The 16,534-nt window shown below is 70.5% G+C and carries 20 protein-coding genes; 11 read left to right on the forward strand and 9 right to left on the reverse strand.

Annotated elements, in window-relative coordinates:
- Positions 1-374: 374 nt before the first annotated feature.
- Positions 375-1,130 (forward strand): hypothetical protein, encoded by a 756-nt coding sequence (locus AB0B55_RS22175; RefSeq protein WP_357119828.1) that lies wholly within the window; start codon positions 375-377, stop codon positions 1,128-1,130.
- Here AB0B55_RS22175 and AB0B55_RS22180 read toward each other — a convergent pair.
- A complete protein-coding gene (locus tag AB0B55_RS22180) occupies positions 1,079-2,668 on the reverse strand; it encodes a phospholipase D-like domain-containing protein (RefSeq protein ID WP_357173861.1) in 1,590 nt (529 codons plus the stop codon). The two genes, AB0B55_RS22175 and AB0B55_RS22180, sit on opposite strands and share 52 nt — an antisense overlap.
- 328 nt (positions 2,669-2,996) lie before the next feature.
- On the opposite strand from AB0B55_RS22180, the gene AB0B55_RS22185 reads away from it, so the two are divergent.
- Both AB0B55_RS22185 and AB0B55_RS22190 read left to right on the forward strand, forming a co-directional pair.
- Positions 2,997-3,854, forward strand: a complete 858-nt coding sequence (locus tag AB0B55_RS22185) for an MBL fold metallo-hydrolase (protein WP_357173392.1) — start codon at positions 2,997-2,999, stop codon at positions 3,852-3,854.
- A 2-nt stretch (positions 3,855-3,856) separates the two neighbouring features.
- Positions 3,857-4,366: a MarR family winged helix-turn-helix transcriptional regulator gene (locus AB0B55_RS22190; RefSeq protein WP_357173395.1), complete on the forward strand. Its 510-nt coding sequence runs from the start codon at positions 3,857-3,859 to the stop codon at positions 4,364-4,366.
- 220 nt (positions 4,367-4,586) lie between these two features.
- Here the strand turns inward: AB0B55_RS22190 and AB0B55_RS22195 are convergent, their stop codons facing one another.
- From AB0B55_RS22195 to AB0B55_RS22205, 3 genes are all read right to left on the reverse strand, one after another.
- Positions 4,587-4,967 (reverse strand): hypothetical protein, encoded by a 381-nt coding sequence (locus AB0B55_RS22195; protein WP_357119819.1) that lies wholly within the window; start codon positions 4,965-4,967, stop codon positions 4,587-4,589.
- Between the two features lie 220 nt (positions 4,968-5,187).
- Complete coding sequence (locus AB0B55_RS22200; RefSeq protein WP_357173398.1) at positions 5,188-6,174, reverse strand: pirin family protein; 987 nt, start codon at positions 6,172-6,174, stop codon at positions 5,188-5,190.
- A gap of 11 nt (positions 6,175-6,185) precedes the next feature.
- Entirely contained in the window at positions 6,186-6,668 is a 483-nt protein-coding gene (locus AB0B55_RS22205; RefSeq protein ID WP_357119813.1) for a MarR family transcriptional regulator, read from the reverse strand.
- 157 nt (positions 6,669-6,825) lie between these two features.
- On the opposite strand from AB0B55_RS22205, the gene AB0B55_RS22210 reads away from it, so the two are divergent.
- Together AB0B55_RS22210 and AB0B55_RS22215 are read left to right on the forward strand one after the other, a co-directional pair.
- Positions 6,826-7,359: a GNAT family protein gene (locus tag AB0B55_RS22210; RefSeq protein WP_357173401.1), complete on the forward strand. Its 534-nt coding sequence runs from the start codon at positions 6,826-6,828 to the stop codon at positions 7,357-7,359.
- 65 nt (positions 7,360-7,424) lie between these two features.
- Positions 7,425-7,865 carry a carboxymuconolactone decarboxylase family protein gene (locus tag AB0B55_RS22215; protein WP_357119807.1) on the forward strand — a complete coding sequence of 147 codons (441 nt, stop codon included), beginning with the start codon at positions 7,425-7,427 and terminating at the stop codon, positions 7,863-7,865.
- 67 nt (positions 7,866-7,932) lie between these two features.
- On the opposite strand, the gene AB0B55_RS22220 is transcribed toward AB0B55_RS22215, so the two are convergent.
- Positions 7,933-8,820, reverse strand: coding sequence for a VOC family protein (locus AB0B55_RS22220; protein ID WP_357173404.1), 888 nt, complete (start codon positions 8,818-8,820; stop codon positions 7,933-7,935).
- On the opposite strand from AB0B55_RS22220, the gene AB0B55_RS22225 reads away from it, so the two are divergent.
- Positions 8,787-9,503, forward strand: coding sequence for a hypothetical protein (locus tag AB0B55_RS22225; RefSeq protein ID WP_357173407.1), 717 nt, complete (start codon positions 8,787-8,789; stop codon positions 9,501-9,503). The two genes, AB0B55_RS22220 and AB0B55_RS22225, sit on opposite strands and share 34 nt — an antisense overlap.
- An 11-nt stretch (positions 9,504-9,514) precedes the next feature.
- Here the strand turns inward: AB0B55_RS22225 and AB0B55_RS22230 are convergent, their stop codons facing one another.
- Positions 9,515-10,003 (reverse strand): FBP domain-containing protein, encoded by a 489-nt coding sequence (locus AB0B55_RS22230; RefSeq protein WP_357119799.1) that lies wholly within the window; start codon positions 10,001-10,003, stop codon positions 9,515-9,517.
- Positions 10,004-10,064: 61 nt separating this feature from the next.
- Between AB0B55_RS22230 and AB0B55_RS22235 the strand changes: the two genes are divergently transcribed.
- Positions 10,065-10,634 (forward strand): WHG domain-containing protein, encoded by a 570-nt coding sequence (locus tag AB0B55_RS22235; protein WP_357119796.1) that lies wholly within the window; start codon positions 10,065-10,067, stop codon positions 10,632-10,634.
- 67 nt (positions 10,635-10,701) lie between these two features.
- Here AB0B55_RS22235 and AB0B55_RS22240 read toward each other — a convergent pair whose 3' ends face one another.
- On the reverse strand, positions 10,702-11,118 hold the full coding sequence (locus tag AB0B55_RS22240; RefSeq protein WP_357173410.1) for a VOC family protein: 417 nt from the start codon (positions 11,116-11,118) through the stop codon (positions 10,702-10,704).
- Complete coding sequence (locus tag AB0B55_RS22245) at positions 11,115-12,122, reverse strand: hypothetical protein (RefSeq protein WP_357173413.1); 1,008 nt, start codon at positions 12,120-12,122, stop codon at positions 11,115-11,117. Before AB0B55_RS22245 ends, AB0B55_RS22240 begins: the two co-directional genes overlap by 4 nt.
- Before the next feature lie 61 nt (positions 12,123-12,183).
- Here AB0B55_RS22245 and AB0B55_RS22250 point away from each other — a divergent pair, with 61 nt between their 5' ends.
- The 3 genes from AB0B55_RS22250 to AB0B55_RS22260 all read left to right on the forward strand — a co-directional run bounded on the left by AB0B55_RS22250 (position 12,184) and on the right by AB0B55_RS22260 (position 13,870).
- Positions 12,184-12,621 (forward strand): helix-turn-helix domain-containing protein, encoded by a 438-nt coding sequence (locus AB0B55_RS22250; RefSeq protein ID WP_357119787.1) that lies wholly within the window; start codon positions 12,184-12,186, stop codon positions 12,619-12,621.
- Positions 12,618-13,205 carry a DUF1684 domain-containing protein gene (locus AB0B55_RS22255; protein WP_357120762.1) on the forward strand — a complete coding sequence of 196 codons (588 nt, stop codon included), beginning with the start codon at positions 12,618-12,620 and terminating at the stop codon, positions 13,203-13,205. Before AB0B55_RS22250 ends, AB0B55_RS22255 begins: the two co-directional genes overlap by 4 nt.
- 104 nt (positions 13,206-13,309) lie before the next feature.
- Positions 13,310-13,870 carry a hypothetical protein gene (locus tag AB0B55_RS22260; protein ID WP_357173416.1) on the forward strand — a complete coding sequence of 187 codons (561 nt, stop codon included), beginning with the start codon at positions 13,310-13,312 and terminating at the stop codon, positions 13,868-13,870.
- Positions 13,871-13,989: 119 nt separating this feature from the next.
- On the opposite strand, the gene AB0B55_RS22265 is transcribed toward AB0B55_RS22260, so the two are convergent.
- Positions 13,990-14,580 (reverse strand): general stress protein, encoded by a 591-nt coding sequence (locus AB0B55_RS22265; RefSeq protein WP_357119781.1) that lies wholly within the window; start codon positions 14,578-14,580, stop codon positions 13,990-13,992.
- Between the two features lie 119 nt (positions 14,581-14,699).
- Between AB0B55_RS22265 and AB0B55_RS22270 the strand changes: the two genes are divergently transcribed.
- Positions 14,700-16,532: a glycoside hydrolase family 15 protein gene (locus AB0B55_RS22270; RefSeq protein ID WP_357173418.1), complete on the forward strand. Its 1,833-nt coding sequence runs from the start codon at positions 14,700-14,702 to the stop codon at positions 16,530-16,532.
- The last annotated feature ends 2 nt before the right edge of the window (positions 16,533-16,534 follow it).

The following is a 16,534-nucleotide window of genomic DNA, read 5'->3' on the forward strand; positions in this document are numbered from 1 at the left end:
TCCTCCCTGCACCTCGTCCGCGGACAAAAATAAGGTGGCGCTTTGGTTTAGCTTCAGTTGGGCCGTTCGGGAGTCACCTTAACCTGATCGGCTCCCGGAAAGCTAGCCGAAAGGTTGATGTACTTAAGGTGTGTCGACCCACAAAACGCCCATAAGCGGCGACGATCGCGCAGGTGGCGAAGTCCCTTACCCGTTTTCGGGGCGATCCTGCGGTGTCCGATCAACCCGGCGGGTCCGACCGGTCGGTCCAGGAGCCTCCACCGACCGGTCAACATGAAATCCGACAACCGGGCAGGTGTGTCGACTATCCGTCGTTGTCCCGTCGGCGGGACCGGCCGTAGCGTCGCGGAGTAGACACCCGGTTCGGAGGCACCGTGCTAGATCCAACCGCTCCCCAGCTCGTCGTGAACAGCCACACCCTCTACTTCAGCTGGTTGCCGGCGGACCCCGACGCGGTCGCCGCCCTGGTGCCCACCGGGCTGTGCCCCCGTGCCGACCGACAGGTGTTCCTCAACCAGTACGTCGTCGAGGACGAGACGCAGACCTCCGGCTTCGGCGCTTACTCGCTGACGTACATCGGTGTCTCGCTGGCCGGCGTGGACGCTCCCGGCGGGCTCAGCCCCGGCGGCTGGTGGACCCACTACGTGGCCTCCAGTCGAATCGTCCGCGAGTACGCCACCGCGCGCGGCGCTCCCGTGCTGGCCGGCCTGACCACGATCAAGCTCAACGGCGAGGCGCTGCAATCCGAGACCGAGGCGGACGGGGTGCCGCTGATCCGCGCCCGGTGTCGGGTCGGGCAGACTGGGCACGTGATCAGCAGCGGGCACCACCGCTACTTCACCCAGCGTGACGGTCAACTGCTCAGCTCGGTCTACCCGTACGTGGCCGAGCCGGTCACGCCGTTCGAGATCGAGTCGGTGGAGTTCCTGCAGCCCCGACACCCGATGTACGCGCTGCGCCCCGCCAACCCGCTGATCATCGGCTTCGGCTACTTCTCACCGCGCTCGTCGTTCGCCTACCCGGGAGGGCTCAGCGTGCACCCGGGCGGGGCTGGCCTGCCCGAGCCGGCCCGGCCGGCTCACCAGGTGCCGGCCAGCCTCGCGCGCAGCGGCCTGCCGTCGGGGTCGTAGACCAGCCGGTACACCGGCAGCGCCCAGGCTCGCGTGAACCAGGGCAGCCGCTCCGGGCGGTGCGGGCGCAGCCGGCCGGGCGGACGCTCGCCGACCTGGCCGCCGTCGTACCACCGTTGCAGTTCGTCGGCCGCGGCCGTGATGGCCGCGACGGCGTCGGCCGGGTCGATCAGGTCGGCGTCGTCGGCGCCGTCGGGGTCGCGGTCCAGGTGCTCGCGCCAGAGCCGCAGCCGCAGGTCCCGGGCGTAGGCGCGGGCCCCGTCGCCGAGGCCCGCCGGGTCGGTGGGCGTCCGCTCGTCGCGCGTGTCGTCGAGTACGGCGCAGGACAGCTCGCTGTCGTGGGTCCAGGAGCGGCGGTTGAAGTTGTCGCTGCCGACGCTGGCCCACACGTCGTCGACCACGCAGACCTTCGCGTGGACGTACACCGGGGTCCCGGCGTGGTTCTCCACGTCGAACACGTGCACCCGATCGGGCGCGGCGCGCTCGCACAGCGACAGGGCCTGCTCGCGGCCGACCATGTTGGGCGGCAGGGCGAGCCGGCCGTCCACGTCCGGGTGCCGGGGCACCACGGCGACCAGGTGCAGCTCCGGGTTCTCCCGCAGCGCCTGGGCGAACAGGTTCGCCACCTCGGTGGACCAGAGGTACTGGTCCTCCAGGTAGATGAGGCGGCGGGCCCGCTGTACCGCCTTGGTGTAGCCCCGGGCCACGGTCCGCTCGCCGTCCGGGGCGAACGAGTAGCGCGGCCGCACGGCGGGGTAGGTGCGCAGCACCTGGATCTGGTGCGGCCCGCACTCGGGCGGGTCGGCGGGCTGGTCGGGCAGCGGGTCCGGTCGCAGGTCCGCGCCGCGCAGCCGGTCCCGGGCGTACGCCACCGGGTTCTCCGAGTCCAACGGCATCGGGTCGGTCCAGCGCTCCCGGAAGAGGGTGTCCAGCGCGCCGACCACCGGCCCGCGCACCGCGAGCTGCACGTCGTGCCAGGGCGGGTTCGGGCCGTACCGGGAGGACATCTGCACCGGCTGGGGGTCGCCGCCGTGCGCGGCGTCGTCGCGGCGGCTGTGGCACAGGTCGATGCCACCGGCGAAGGCGATGTCCCGCTCCGGCGCGTTGAAGTGCCGCAGCACCACCAGCTTCTGGTGGTGCGAGCCGCCCCGGCGCACCCGCTGGTCCAGCAGCACCTCACCGCCGGCCGCCGAGACCGTCTCGCTGAGGTTGCGGTTCTCCGCCTCGCTGTAGGCCAGCACGTCCAGGTGTGAGCGCCAGATCAGGCCCTTGACCACCACGCCGCGCTGGGCGGCCTGGGCGAAGAGCTGCGCCACGGTGGGGCCGTCCGGGCGCAGCCGCTGGTCCGGGTCACCCCGCCAGTCGGTGAAGAAGAGGTGGTCACCGGCGGTCAACGCCTCCACCTCCTCGACCAGCCGGTCGAAGTACGCCGCGCCGTGAATCAACGGCTCGGCGAGGTTTCCCCTGGTCCAGACGGGTAACCCAGAGACCGGGTTGGCGCGTTCCTGCGCGGTGAGGAACCACTCCTGCAACGGCACGTCCAGCCCTCCGGAGGTCGACAACGTCCTCACGGTAGGACCCCCGACGCGGGTCCGCATGCCAGGCCGCCCGACCGGTGACCTGGATGACGCCACGCGAGCAGCGACAACAGCCAGGGAGGCCACACCATGCCCCGCGAAACGACGAACCCCGTGAACGAGTACCGCGAGCCGGCGGTGGAGAGCGAACGGGGGGCGCTGGTAGCGGTCTTGGTGATGGTGATCCTGGGCGTCGCGGGAATCTTCGCGGTCTCGTAGGACGGCGCTGCGGGTCCTCCTAGCTCGGACGTTCTTGACTCGGATGTTCCTGGGTCGTACGGTTTCGGGCGTGGTCATCTCACCTTCCTCGTACTGGACCGGCCCGCTGCCCGAGGCGACTCCGCCAGCGGACCTGGCGCTGTACCGTCTGCCCACCGGCACCTACACGACGCGAGCGGCGTTCGCCGTGACCGGAGGGTCCATCCGGGACAAGCGGGATTTCGCGGCCACCGCCGTGCTTATCGCTCACCCGAAGGGCGACCTGCTCATCGACGCCGGGTTCGGCGAGCACGTGGCGGAGCACATCACGATGCTCGCGCGCGTGGAGCGTGCTCCCCACCGGCTCGGCCGGACCGTGGCGCAGCAACTCGACGCGGCGGGCTATGACCGGTCCCGGCTGCTGGGCGTGCTCGTCACGCACGTGCACTGGGATCACGTCAGCGGCCTGGACTCCCTGCGGGTGCCGGTGTGGATCAACGAGGCCGAGATCCGCTACGGCGCCGACGACTCGCACGGCAGGGTCTTCCGCGCGGTGTCGCAAGGCCTGGAGATCCGGGAGTACGCCTTCGACGGCCCGGAGTATCTCGGCTTCCCGGCGAGCTTCGACGTCTACGGAGACGGCTCGGTGATCGTGGCCCTCGCCGCGGGGCACACCTCGGGTTCCGTCGTCGTGTTCGTCACGCTGCCCGCCGGGAAGCGGTATGCGTTCATCGGCGACCTCACCTGGCAGCTGGACGGCATCTCCCGTGGTGCGGAGCGCCCGTGGTTGCTGCGCCGCGTCGCCGACGTCGACGCCAAGACGGTCCGGGTCGACCTGCGGCGCAGCATCGCCCTCAGCCGCGTGTTGCAGGTCGTTCCGGCACACGATGTCGCCGCCTACGACACCATCCCGCTCCTGCCGTCCCGGTTCCCGGCCGGGACACTGTGACCATGCCTGCCTCACCCGCGAGCCGCCCCGGTCCGACGATCGACGACGAGGCACCGCAGCGCCCCACTCTGGGGCCGGGGCCCGACTCCGAGCTCACGTGGCTGCTGCACCGGGCGGCCCAGCGGATGCACGCACTCGTCGGCGCGGAAGCAGAACGCCACGGACTGACGCTGCGCGACCACATCGTCCTCAGCGCTCTGCACAAGAGCGCCGATCTCACCCAGGTCGAACTCGGGCAAGCCCTCGGGATGGACAAGACGACTCTCACCGCTGAGATCGACCGGCTCGAGCGCATGGAACTCGTCTCACGACGCGTCAACCCGCGAGACCGGCGGGCCCGCATCGTCGCCATCACCCCGAAGGGCGACGCGGTGCGGGCGGCCATCGCCGCCGGCACCGAGGCCGGGGAGGCCGACGCGGTCCGGCCCATCCCGGCGGCCGAGGTCGCACAGCTACGACGGGCCCTCTACTTGATCATCGGCTCGGCCGAAGACCCGGGATCGTGCATCTGAACGCTTCCCCAGACGTGGCCGGCCGCAGCACCGCCGGCCGCCTCGGGTACGCCCGCAACCTCGCCGGGCCGGAGGACGAAGCCCAGAGCATGGTGGCGGCGCGAGCCGGCGCGGTCACCGCCGTCTGGCAGCAGTCCGGCCCCGATATGCCGGGCATGGCGTCACCTCACTGGCGGGCTCCACCAAAGCGCCGGTGGCCAAGTCCTGGCTTCTTCAGCGATCAGCCGGGCACCTCAACCCAGCGAGCGGCCGCGTCGAATGTGTCCGTCGGGGTGGCGTTGAATGCGATCGCCGCCTCGGGCGCATGGCGATGCACCAGGTTGACCACCAGCTCGAACAGTTCCGGCTGATTGCGAACCCCGCCACCAATGACGACGCATTCCCACGGCCGGGCGCGAAGGGCAGTGGTGACGACCGCCTTCACATCGTCGCTGCCGTCGAGGCCGAACAGGCAGAACTCCGCCCCCACGTTGTGCTCGACAAATCGGGCCCGCCCGGCCTCGATCCCGTCCGCGACCGGCTTGGGGTCCCACGGTCCCGGCACCCGATACGGATCCAACCCGATCACCAGCACGCGGGGTGTGAGGGCCGTTGTGTCCACTGTCGAAGACTACGTGGCGTGCTGCGGCGTCCTGCGGAGGCATGTCCGGGCGGTGATCCACACGAGATCGCCGAAGTCGGGGTATCTGAGGCCGGTTGATACCCCCAGATCGGCGAAGTCGAGTCGATCATGCCGCAGGAAACGGTCCAAGATCTCGCTGGTGGCTGCATCCAGCAAACGCGAAAGGCCCCCGGCGCGAACCGGGGGCCTTTCGCGTGGGTCAGGGACGCGGGCCCTGGCCGTTGGTGTGCGGGATGCGCTCGGTGGGGATGACGCCGAGTCGGCCGGCCTTGAAGTCCTCGAAGGCCTGGAGCAGTTCGTCGCGGGTGTTCATGACGAACGGGCCGTACTGCGCCACCGGCTCGCGGATGGGCTGACCGCCCATGATGTAGAGGTCGAGCGCCGGGGTGTTGCTGTCCTGCGTGGCGTTCGCGCTGAAGCGCAGCGCGTTGCCCGGCCCGTGCACCGCGAGCTGGCCGGTGTGGACCGGCCGGCGCTCGGCGCCGACGGTGCCGCGCCCGCCGAGGACGTACACCAGGGCGTTGAAGTTGGGGTTCCAGGGCAGGTCGACCTGCGCGCCGGGCTGAACGGTGACGTGGCTGATGGTGATCGGCGTGAACGTGGAGCCCGGCCCCTTGTGCCCGGCGATCTCACCGGCGATGACCCGGACGAGCGCGCCGCCGTCCTCGGTGGTGAGCAGCGCCGACTCGCGGCCCCGGATGTCCTGGTACTGGGGCGGGTTCATCTTGGCCTTGCGGGGCAGGTTCACCCAGAGCTGCGTGCCGTGGAAGAGGCCGCCGCTCATCACCAGGTGCTCCGGCGGGGCCTCGATGTGCAGCAGGCCACTGCCGGCCGTCATCCACTGGGTGTCGCCGTCGGTGATGGTGCCGCCGCCGCCCTGCGAGTCCTGGTGGTCGAAGACGCCGTCGATGATGTACGTGACGGTCTCGAAGCCGCGGTGCGGATGCCACGGGGTGCCCTTCGGCTCACCCGGCGCGTAGTCGACCTCGCCCATCTGGTCGAGGTGGATGAACGGGTCCAGGTCGGTCGTCGACACCCCGGCGAAGGCCCGGCGGACCGGGAAGCCCTCGCCCTCGAAGCCGCTGGGCGCGGTGGTCACCTTGCGGACCTTGCGGACCGTGGTGGCCTTGTGAAGCTTGGGCAGGCGGGGCAGAACGAGGACGTTGTCAACGGTGATCGCGGGCATCGCGGGGCTCCTTAGCGTGTGGCGTGGGTGTCCGACGTGGTCCCGGCCGCCCGCAGGCGGCGGCCGAGCCGGTCGAAGATCCGGGTGAGGCAGGCGACCTCGGCGTCATCGAGGTCGTCCATCAGATGGGTACGCACCGACGCCAGGTGGTGGGGTGCGGCCTCGGTCAGGGTGAGCAGCCCGGCGGCGGTGAGCACGGCTTCGCTGCCGCGCCGATCGTCCGGGCAGGGCTCCTTGCTGACCAGGCCGCGCCGCTGCATCGAGGAGATCTGGTACGTGAGGCGGCTGGGGGAGAAGACCAAACGGCCGGCCAGCTCGCCCATCCGCAGCCGTTGCCCCGGCGCTTCGGAGAGCAGGACCAGCACGTGGTAGTCGGCGAAGCTGAGATCGCTGTCGGCCCGCAGGTCGTCTTCCATCCGGGTGAACAGGCGCTGACTGGCCTCGATGTAGGCGCGCCAGGCGGCCGCTCGGGTGCTGTCCAGGCTCTCTGTCACGACCACGACACTAGCACTAGTTAAAAATTTAACTAGTGGTGTTCAGGGTTGCCTGCGTCACGTCTGTCTGGTTGCAGGCTCGCTTCGTACAGCTTTGAAGAAGGTCGTGGGTAAGCCGGCAGCGGGACCGGCGCGGAGTGTGTCAGACTCCGGCCTCGTGGAACACGTGGAGCTCGCCGCCGACGACCTGCTGTTGCGTCCCTGGCGGGACGCGGACGCCCCGGCGGTGCTCGACGCCCTGCGCGACCCGGCCATCGCCCAGTGGAACCCGCAGGGCGACGGCCCGATCGACGACCAGGTGGCCCTGCTCTGGGTACGTCGCCGGGCTGACTGGTCGGCCGGTGACCACGCCTCGCTGGCGGTGACCGACGCCGGTGACGGCGAACTGCTCGGCTCGGTGTCGCTACACCACATCCGGCACGGCGACGCCTCGATCGGGTACTGGACGATGCCGGCGGCGCGCGGGCGCGGTGTCGCGACGCGGGCCGTCGCCCGGCTCACCGCGTGGGCGTTCGACGACCTCCGGCTGCACCGGATCGAGCTGTGCCATGCCGTCGCGAACCCGGCGTCCTGCCGGGTCGCCGACCGGGCCGGCTATCGCGCCGAGGGGACGCTACGCGAGTCGTACCGCTACGGCGACGGCCGCCGCTACGACGAGCACCTGCACGCCCGCCTGGCCACCGACCGCTGACAGCCTGGTGTAGAAGGGGCTTCGAAACGCCGAATCTCGCCTGCTTCGTCCTGGTGGGTGAAAGAGTGAACATCGTGACGACGAACCATCCGCCATCTGCGGCGGCAGACTCGGGGTACGCCGCCGCGCTGGACACGGCTGAGCGTCTGCTGGGCTTCCGCTTGGAGCGTTTTCTTGGCGCCACGCCTGGTGAGCCAGCCAACGGCGCAGACTTCAAACGGATCGCGACGGTGCACGCATTTGGCGACGTCTGGCCGCGCACCGAGCACCTGGATACACGGACGCGGGCACTGGTGTCCGTCACCATCGCGGCGACACTCGGCGTCCTGGAGCCCCTCCGTGGTCAGCTCCGCATCGCGCTCAACGCCGGCGCCACCAACGAAGAGATCGTCGAAGTCTTTCTTCAGGTCGCGGCCTACGCTGGCGTAGCACGCGCGTTCGACGGCTACCAGGTCGCGGCCCAGGTCTTCGCAGAAAACGCCGAGCGCTCAGACCCCGGTAAGTGAGGCATTCAGAGGTTGGTGGCGCCGAGACCTTGTTTACCAGGGTCTAAGACTGGCCGGTCAGCCCGAACTACGAGCCGTCTCGGCCCTGCCAGGTCGTCACGCAAGCCTCGTTGCCCTCGATGTCGGCGAGAATCCAGAAGGCGGGAGCGCGGGACGCGGACACGAGTCGGCCGCCGGCCGCCAGCGCGGCCTCGATCCGCCGGGGTGCCTCGTCGTGTGGGACGCAGACATCGAAGTGGATGCGATTCCGGTCCGTGCGTGGCCGATCCATCTGCTGGAACCACATCGCCGGACCCTGCCCCACCGGGTCGACGATCGGATCCTCGGGACCGTCGGCTCCCGCCTCGTCCGCGTAGCCCAGGACGGCCTTCCAGAACGGCCGCACCGCCGCGATGTCGAGCGCGTCGACAGCGATCTCCACGAGCTGGACCGAACGCGGTGCTCCCGTACCGATCTCAGGCTCGGTCCGGTGCCCGAGGTTACGCACGGTGGCGGAGATCCGATGCGCGAGGTCGATGTCGCGGGCGGTGAGCGCCGCCTGATCCATCGACTGGAGGGTCAAAACGACCCGTTCCGACCGCAGATCAGCGCGCAGGTGCCCATCCGCGTCGTCACCGCACTCCGCGACCAGGCGCCCCACCACCTCGACCGCCTCGGCCAGCGAGCCAACGGGCACCGACGTGCGGAGCGCGCCCAGCAAATACCGCCATCCCTGGTCGCTGATCGCGTCCGAGGCCGCCCGCCGGCTCAGCACCTGCTCCATATAGGCATCCTTGCACGCGGCGGCGGTGCCGGTTTGCGGACTGCGGGCCCAGTACGAATATCGTTTACGCCAGCGCGGCCGGTAAATTGACCCCATCGCCGATAGTGGAATTCTCGATATTCTGGCGACGAGCGTTGAGATCGTATGGGGGATATGGGGTGAACGAGGAAGAGGCTCAGAAAAGTACTTCACCTGACAGTTCAGCTGATGTCCCCGACGAAGTCATGTCGCCCCCGGCCGCAGGCGGCAGCGAAGGCCGGCAACCCCGCTCTGCGTCGCGGCCGTGGGAGGCCGTGGCCGCAGTCTCTGCCGCTGCCGGGGTGATCGTGGCGCTCGCCGTCGGCCTGCCGAGTGTTCTGTCGGACAGGTCTGCCGAGTCCGATCGCCCCCCGGCCGCTGTGTTCCCGACGTCGGCCCCGGCGCAGGCGCCGTCGCCCAGCCCTGCACCGCCCGTCACGATCCTCACGCCGACGTCGACAGAGGGCGCCACCGTGGAGTGTGTGAAAGACGCCTGCGCCATCGAGGTGCGCGGCAGGACGCGCGCTGCGGCCGGGCTGCATTCGTATGTGCTGATCGCGCGCGAATGTTGCCCAGGAGACACGCCGCGGTTTTACGTGCAGTGGGATTCCACGAAAGAGGTCCCCGGTGGGGACTGGGTCGCTCTGGCCTATGTTCAAAAGCCGCCCGTCAACGCCACGTTTCAGATCAAGGCGATTCTCACGACCTCCGCCGTCCGGGCGACGCCCGGAGCCGATGACCTCATTGTCTGGTCCGACGACATGGCGGAGGCCGCCGGACTCGTCGCGGAGACCCCGACGGTCACCGTGAAAGTCGCGGACGTCGTCCAGGCGACCGCGTTCTGCGACTGCTCATAGCGGGACGCCAGTTACTCGGTGACCCGGCGCAGGAACGCGGCCAGGTGGCCGGTGGTGCGGTCGATCTTCTCGGTCAGGGTGATGGTCTCGTCGATTCGCCGCCCGGCCTCCTTCTTGCCCCGTACATAGAGCGAGCAGGCCAGGTCGGAGCAGACGTACGCGCCCACGGAGTTGCCCTGCCGGCCCTCGCGGCCCGCCTTGCGCGCGGTCATCAGCGACACGCCGTCGCCGGTGTGGGTGGTCAGGCAGAAGGAGCACATGCTGCGCCGTGTCCGCCCGGTCTGCTGCGGCGCCACCCGCAGCGCGACCCCGACGGGGCCGTCGTCGGTCTCGGCGACCAGGTACGCCCGCTGCGGCGCGGCGGGGTCCCGCCAACCGAGGAAGTCGAGGTCGTCCCAGGGGTACGTCTCCAGATCGACCGGTACGGCCATCCGCTTCGCCTCGCCCTGCGTGACGTTGACGAAGGAGGCGCGGATGGCGGGTTCGGTGATGGCTAGCATAGGTTGTAGCCTAGCTCTCCTAGGCAACCGATTAACAAGGCTAGTTTGAGGGGTGTGGCGAGTGGCACGTGCCGGCGTGACGGTCGAGCGGTTGACCCAGGTGGCGGCCGACCTGGCCGACGAGGTGGGCGTCGAGAACGTGACAGTCGCCGCCCTCGCGCGGCACTTCGGGGTGAAGGACGCGAGCCTCTACTTCCACCTCAAGAACGCGCACGACCTGCGCGTCCGAATCGCCCTGCTGGCGCTCGCCGAGCTGGCCGACCACGTCTCCGACGCGCTCGCCGGCCGGGCCGGCAAGGACGCGCTGGTGGCCTTCGCGAACGCGTACCGGGACTATGCGAGGCGGCACCCGGGCCGGTACGCGGCCATGCAGATCGACCTCGATCCCGAGACGGCCGCCGCGAGCGCGGGTATCCGGCACGCGGAGATGACCCGGGCGATTCTGCGCGGCTACCGGCTCGCCGAGCCGGACCAGACCGACGCCATCCGGATGATGCACAGCACGTTCCACGGATTTGTGAGCCTGGAGCGTACCGGCGGTTTCCGCCACACGCCGCGCCCGACGGACGACTCCTGGGCCCGTACCCTCGATGCTCTTGATGCCCTGCTGCGCAACTGGCCGCAACCGTGACGGGCGGGCATGGCCGCCAATGGCCGCCATGCCCGCCCGCCCGCGCCTGCCCGACTCCGCGCCCCGGTCAGGACGTCGAGGGCGGCGTGACGTTCACCAGCCAGTCGGTCCCGAACCTGTCGGTGCACCGGCCGTAGCGGGCGCCCCAGGGTGACCGCGCGAACGGCACCGTGACGCTGCCGCCCACGCAGAGCCGCTCCCAGTACCCGGTGAGTTCCGCTTCGTCGTCACCGCCCAGGGTGATCGACGGCGGGCTACCGGTCCCGTCGTCGCCGGGCTTGCGGTCCGAGCCCATCAGCACGATCCCGGACGCTCCCCGGAGAATCACGTGCGCGACCAGATCGTCGGTCGCCGCGTCGTCGGGTCCGTGCAGGTCGCCGAAAGTGGTGATCTGGAGACCGCCGCCGAACACGGACTGGTAGAACCCCATGGCTTCCCGGGCGTTGCCGGCGAAGCTGAGGTACGGGCTCACCCGGGCGGTCATCGGCCGGCCTCGGCGGCGAGCGGACGTCGCGGTGCGGTCCGCTGTCGGAGCAGGACGAACCCGAGCCCCGCCAGGAACCAGGCGGCGAGCACCGCGAGCGGCACCAGCGTGTGCGAGCCGCCGAAGTAGCCGAAGTTGTTCACCGCGCGGACGGCCGCGCCCGGCGGAAGCTTCGCCGAGATCGCCTGCGCCCAGCCCGGCAGCAGGTCGACGCCGATCGTCGCACCGCTCGTCGCGTTACCGATGGTGGTGAGGGTGAGCACGGCGAGCGCGATACCGATCGGCCCGAGCCATGCGCCGAGGGCCTTCGTGGTGAAGGCGCTGGCCGCCGACAGCAGGATGAGCGACAGGGCGAGCAGGGGGAACGGCGCCGTCAGTGAGCCGTACACCGGGCCGGCGACCGTGGCCGCGACCACGCCGATCACGACCGCGAACCCGCCCATCGCGTAGAGCCGGTGGCGCAGGCGCACCTTCGCGGTGGCGGCGGTGAGCCCCTGCGCGAGGACGAACGACGAGAGGGTGACCCCGAAGACCACGTAGAAGGCGGACAGCCCGCGACTGTCGTAGCCCGCCAGCGGGACGATGTCGTTCTCCTGGACGGTCATGCCCGCCTGCTTGCCGAGACCGGCGACGAGTTGCCGGGCGGCACCGCTCTCGCTGAACCCGCTCGCGCCGGCGTAGTCGAGGCGCAGGCTGTCGGGCGCGGCCGCGCTGAGAACCGCGACGGCGTCCCCGTCGTGGACCAGGGCGGCACCGTCGTCGACGCTGGTGACCTGGGTTACGGCGACGGCGTCGCCGAACCCGCCGTGGGCGGCGGTGGCCAGTTGCTCGCCGACGACCGCGATCGGCAGGCGGCTCGGTGCGGGATCACGTTGCAGCCCGACGTAGACGGCGATGAACGCCGTACCGATGATCAGCCCGGTGATCACCAGAGAGAGCCAGGCGGCACGCTGGGTGGTGACGGGCGTTTCCCGCTCGGTGGGTGACTCGGATGGCGACGTCATGGGTGCTTCCTCGGGTAGTGTGGTTTGAATGTCCAACCAGATGAACCGTAGCACCCCCGGTTTGAATTCCAAACCAGAGCGGGACACTCTCGCGGTGGCGCTCGACGCGGTCAACGACAGGTGGTCGCTGCACATCGTGCGCGCCCTCGCCTTCGGCGCGTCGCGGTACACCGAGATCCTGCGAGCGGTCGGCGCACCCCGGGACGTCCTCGCCGCCCGGCTGCGGAAACTGGCCGAAACCGGAATCCTGCAGGCCCGTGCCGCCGAGGACGGCAAGGTCGCCGGGTACGAACTCACCCAGAAGGGCCGGGACCTCGGTCAGGTCATCCTCGTGCTCAAGCGCTGGGGCGACACCTACAGCGATGCCGACGTGCCCCAGGTCGACTTCATCCACGACGTCTGTGGCGAGGTGTTCGTCGCCGAGGTCCGTTGCCAGGCGTGCGGCCGGCCCCTGAAGTCCGGAGAGCTGTCCCTCGACAAGGAGTCCCCCGCATGCTGACCGACCTCGAACTGGCCGACTGGCGGGAGCGGGTGGCCCGGCTCTACCTGTCCGACGTCGACCTGGCGGGCTTCCGCGCCGGCCGCGACGACCTCTTCGCCACCCACCCGCAGAGCCCCATCCCGCCCGACGAACGGCCCGCCTTCCGGGGCGTGCGGTACTTCCCACCCAACCCGGAGGCCGTGGTCGAAGCGCCGCTACGGCCGGCCAGCGGTGAGCTGAGCATCGACACCGGAGGCCCGGACGGCGTCGTAACGTACCGGCGGGTGGCGGTGGCCGAGACGTCGTGGGGGCCGCTCACGCTGTGGTGGATCGAGGCGTACGGGGGCGGACTGTTCGTGCCGCTGCGCGACGGCACCTGCGGACAGCAGACGTACGGCGGGGGCCGCTACCTCACCGACACGGTGAAGGGCACCTTCGGCCGGGGCGTCGAGCTGCTGCCCGGCGACCGCGTCCGCCTCGACGCTAACTACCTCTACAACCCGAGCTGCGCGTACGACGACCGCTGGGCCTGCCCCCTCGCGCCGTCGGAAAACCGGGTCGACGTCCCGCTGCGTGCCGGCGAGTTGGCGTACCACGACTGACCGGCGAGCGGGAGAACCGGTTACGAACACCGAGCTGACAGCTTCCTGACATGCCTGCGCCAGGGTGGGGCCGAATCGGTCACACGACGGGAAAGAGGCACAGCATGGCGAGGCAGCGCATGGCGTTCCTGGTGTTCGCGGCCGTCATCGTGGCGGCGACCGCCGGATGCGACCCCGGCGGCGCGAAGACCGGTGAAGAACAGCCCGACGTCGCCACCCTCCAGACGGCGACCGCCGCGTCGCCGTCGCGGAGCGCGTCGCCGACCGTGGAGGCGCCGAGGTTCCGCCTCGACGACACCGACGCGGACCGGGCCGCGAAGATGAAGCCCTACGACGACTGCCTCAAGCAGCACGGGCTCGACGTCATCGCCATCCGGCAGAAGCGCAAGCCCCCGCTCGGCGACGCCGCCCGGGAGGCCGCCAACAAGGCGTGCGAACCCCTCAACCCGCTCCCACCCTGGGAGGAGGACCCCGCCAACCCGAAGGCCCGCGACTTCACGTACGCCGTGGTCAAGTGCCTGAGGGCGAAGGGCGTGGACGTCGAGCTGTCACCCGACGGAGCGAGCTACGGCTACCGGGGAACACCCGACGACCCGGGCGACGTCGAGAAGGGCATGAGCCTCGCCCTCGTCTGTCGCCGCGAGGTCGCCAAGACCGACTACTAGCTGACCCCCGCCCGGCGCGCGCCGATCTTGCACTTTCGGTCACTGATATGCCCGCTCTGCGCCAATGTGGTAGCGCAGAAAGTGCAAGATCGGCGGCGGGGTGTCGACGGGTCAGCGGGTCAGCGGGTCGTTGCCGGGCGTGAGCCGGGCATCTGCATGCGGCCCAGGAGCTGCCTCGCCTGGTCGGCTAGCTGCGCGTCGACAGTTACCGCGTACTGGCCGGCGCGGAGCGAGCTGGCTGAGGTGAAGTCGCGCTGCCCGCCGGTCATGGCGTGCGCGACCGCGCCGAACACGGCGCCCCAGATCGCGCCGATGACCAGTCCGACCAGGATCACCGCCAGCCAGTTGCCGACGGTGAAGATGCCGAACAGCAGGCCGATGAAGAGCCCGAACCAGGCGCCGGTGCCGGCGCCGAGCAGGGCCGCGCGGCCCGTCGTCATCCGTCCCAGCACCGTCTCGACAAGCGTCAGGTTCGTGCCGACGATGGCGGTGTGCTCCACCGGGAAGCGGTTGTCCGCCAGGTAGTCGACCACCTTCTGCGCGGACGGATAGTCCGGATACGAGCCGATCGTCACGGTGGGTGGGCCACCTTCCGGCCCGTGCCCGTCCGCGCCGGGTGTCGACGGGCGGCCTGCCGGGCCGGACGGAAGCACGTCACCACTGGTTGCGCCGGGCCGCCAGGCGGCGGTCGGCTCCGGGGCTGAGGTCATCAGCATCCTCCCTCGTCAGCCGCCCGGTTTCCCGCAAGTGCCGAGTGGTAACGCCGGGCCGGCGGGCGGGTGCCGCGGCTCGGGAGGCATGCGTGGGGACGGCCCGGGTAGGCAGCCGGGTGCAGACCGCAAAGATCAGCGACCACGGCTTCCTCGCGGACGGCCGCAGCGCGGCTCTGGTGGACCACGCGGGGTCGGTGAACTGGTGGTGCCCGGGTCGGTTCGACGCCCCGTCGGTGTTCGCGCGGCTGATCGGCGAGGACGCCGGGCACTGGTCGATCCGGCCGGAGACCGACGACTTCACCGTCGAACGCAGCTACCTCGACGACACCCTGGTCCTGCGGACCGTCTTCCGCACCGCTGCGGGCGAGGTGGAGTTGACCGACGCGCTCGCCCTGGAACCCGGCGCGCGCGAGCACGACATCGGTTACCGCTCGCCACAGGTGCTGGTCCGCAGCGTGCGGGGCCTCTCCGGCGAGGTGCCGATGCGGGTGCACTACCGGCCCCGGTTCGAGTACGGCCGCACCACGCCGTTCCTCGTCGAGCAGGACGGCGCCCTGGATGCGGTCGGCGGGGCGAGCCGGCTCACCCTGGTCGGCAGCGTGCGGCTGACCTGCGGCGACGGCGAGGCCGCCGCCGCGTTCACCGTCCGCGCCGGCACGACGAACAACTTCACCCTCGGGTACGCCCCGACCTACGACTCGCCCCGGCCGCAGGTGCCCGACGCCGACCGGACCATCGCCGACACGGCCGAGGGGTGGCGCTCCTGGGTCCGCAAGCACGAGTACCAGGGGATCTACGCCGAGCATGTGCGACGCAGCGCGCTGATCGTGCAGGGCATGACGTACCGACCCAGCGGCGCGGTGGTCGCCGCCGTGACGACGTCGCTGCCGGAGGAGCTCGGCGGGGACCGGAACTACGACTACCGGTACGTCTGGGTGCGTGATTTCAGCCTGACCCTGCGGGCGCTCTGGCGGACGGCCTGCTTCGACGAGGTGCAGCGGCAGTTCACCTGGCTCGGCCGGGCGATGGGCCGGATCGACGAGGAGCCGGTGCCCATCATGTACGGGGTGCTGGGGGAGCGGGACCTCACCGAACACCGCCTCGACCAGCTCGCCGGCTACCGCGACAGCCCGCCCGTGATGATCGGTAACGACGCGTGGCGGCAGCGCCAGACCGACGTCTTCGGCGAGGCGATGGACGCGGCCTGGCTCATGCGTGACCGGCTGGAACCGTTGGAGCCGGACGTCTACCACCTGCTGCGGTCCCTCGCCGACAAGGCGGCCCGGGACTGGCCGCTGCCGGACGCGGGGATGTGGGAGGAGCGCGGGGTCGAACACCACCACGTGTCCTCGAAGGTGCACTGCTGGTCGGCGCTGGACCGGGCGGTCCGCTTCGGCGCCCGACTCGGGGAGCCGCAGGACGTGGCCCGCTGGGCGGCCGCCCGCGACAAGGTCCGTGCCGAGGTGCTGGAACGAGGATGGAGCGAGCGGGTCGGGGCGTACACCGGAAGTTATGAATCCGACGACCTGGACGCGTCGGTGCTGGTGATGCCCCTGGTGGGGTTCCTGCCGGCCGACGACGAGCGGATGCGCTCGACGATCCGTGCCGTGGAGGACAAGCTGTCCCACGACGGCCTGCTGCGACGCTGGGACGGCGACCCGGCGGGGTTCCTCATCTGCTCGTTCTGGCTGGTCTGCTGCCTGGCGCTGGCCGGCGAACGGGACCGGGCGCGCGAGTTGTTCGAGACGCTACTGGCGCGACTCAACGATCTGGGACTGTTCGCCGAGCAGATCGACCCGCTGACCGGGGAGCAGTTGGGCAACTTTCCCCAGGCGTTCTCGCACATCGGTCTGATCAACGCCGCTGGTGTGCTCAGCGACGTCGAAGAGGACTCGGCGCTGCGCAGCCTGGGCATGCCGCCCTCCTTCTTCACCCCGGCGTCGCGCTGAGC

Source organism: Micromonospora sp. NPDC049107 (assembly GCF_040648595.1).
In the GTDB taxonomy this organism is placed as follows: Bacteria; Actinomycetota; Actinomycetes; order Mycobacteriales; family Micromonosporaceae; genus Micromonospora.

What these genes read in the sequence shown, in the direction of transcription:
- AB0B55_RS22200 (WP_357173398.1), bottom strand. Translation starts at nt 6,174, where the DNA reads ATGCCCGCGATCACCGTTGACAACGTCCTCGTTCTGCCCCGCCTGCCC.
- AB0B55_RS22230 (WP_357119799.1), bottom strand. Translation starts at nt 10,003, where the DNA reads ATGCTAGCCATCACCGAACCCGCCATCCGCGCCTCCTTCGTCAACGTC.
- AB0B55_RS22245 (WP_357173413.1), bottom strand. Translation starts at nt 12,122, where the DNA reads ATGACGTCGCCATCCGAGTCACCCACCGAGCGGGAAACGCCCGTCACC.
- AB0B55_RS22240 (WP_357173410.1), bottom strand. Translation starts at nt 11,118, where the DNA reads ATGACCGCCCGGGTGAGCCCGTACCTCAGCTTCGCCGGCAACGCCCGG.
- AB0B55_RS22190 (WP_357173395.1), top strand. Translation starts at nt 3,857, where the DNA reads ATGCCTGCCTCACCCGCGAGCCGCCCCGGTCCGACGATCGACGACGAG.
- AB0B55_RS22260 (WP_357173416.1), top strand. Translation starts at nt 13,310, where the DNA reads ATGGCGAGGCAGCGCATGGCGTTCCTGGTGTTCGCGGCCGTCATCGTG.
- AB0B55_RS22265 (WP_357119781.1), bottom strand. Translation starts at nt 14,580, where the DNA reads ATGACCTCAGCCCCGGAGCCGACCGCCGCCTGGCGGCCCGGCGCAACC.